At 68.3% G+C, this 230-nt stretch carries 1 protein-coding gene; it reads right to left on the reverse strand.

Going from position 1 to position 230, the window contains the following annotated elements:
- On the reverse strand, positions 1-220 hold a 220-nt coding region (locus AXK60_RS25125; protein ID WP_280512897.1), incomplete at its 3' end, for a helicase C-terminal domain-containing protein.
- Between the last annotated feature and the right edge of the window lie 10 nt (positions 221-230).

Here is a 230-nt window from a genome sequence, read left to right on the forward strand (position 1 = left end):
CGGTGAAGCCGCGCGCGCCCTCGGCAGCGGCGCCGGCGGCGTGCTGGTGGTCAGCTTCGCCGTTGATCTTCTCGGTGAGGTAGAGGTGGTTAGATTCCTTGCCGCGGGTGAGCGCGGGGTAGAGCAGCTCGCGGCGTCCGGACTCGCTGGACATGACTGCATGGCAGGTGTCGGCGGTCGATCCTTGCGCGGAGTGCACGGTGCCGGCATAGCCGAGCACGACGTTCTTG

Origin of the sequence: Tsukamurella pseudospumae, from assembly GCF_001575195.1 — a bacterium.
GTDB lineage: Bacteria > Actinomycetota > Actinomycetes > Mycobacteriales > Mycobacteriaceae > Tsukamurella > Tsukamurella pseudospumae.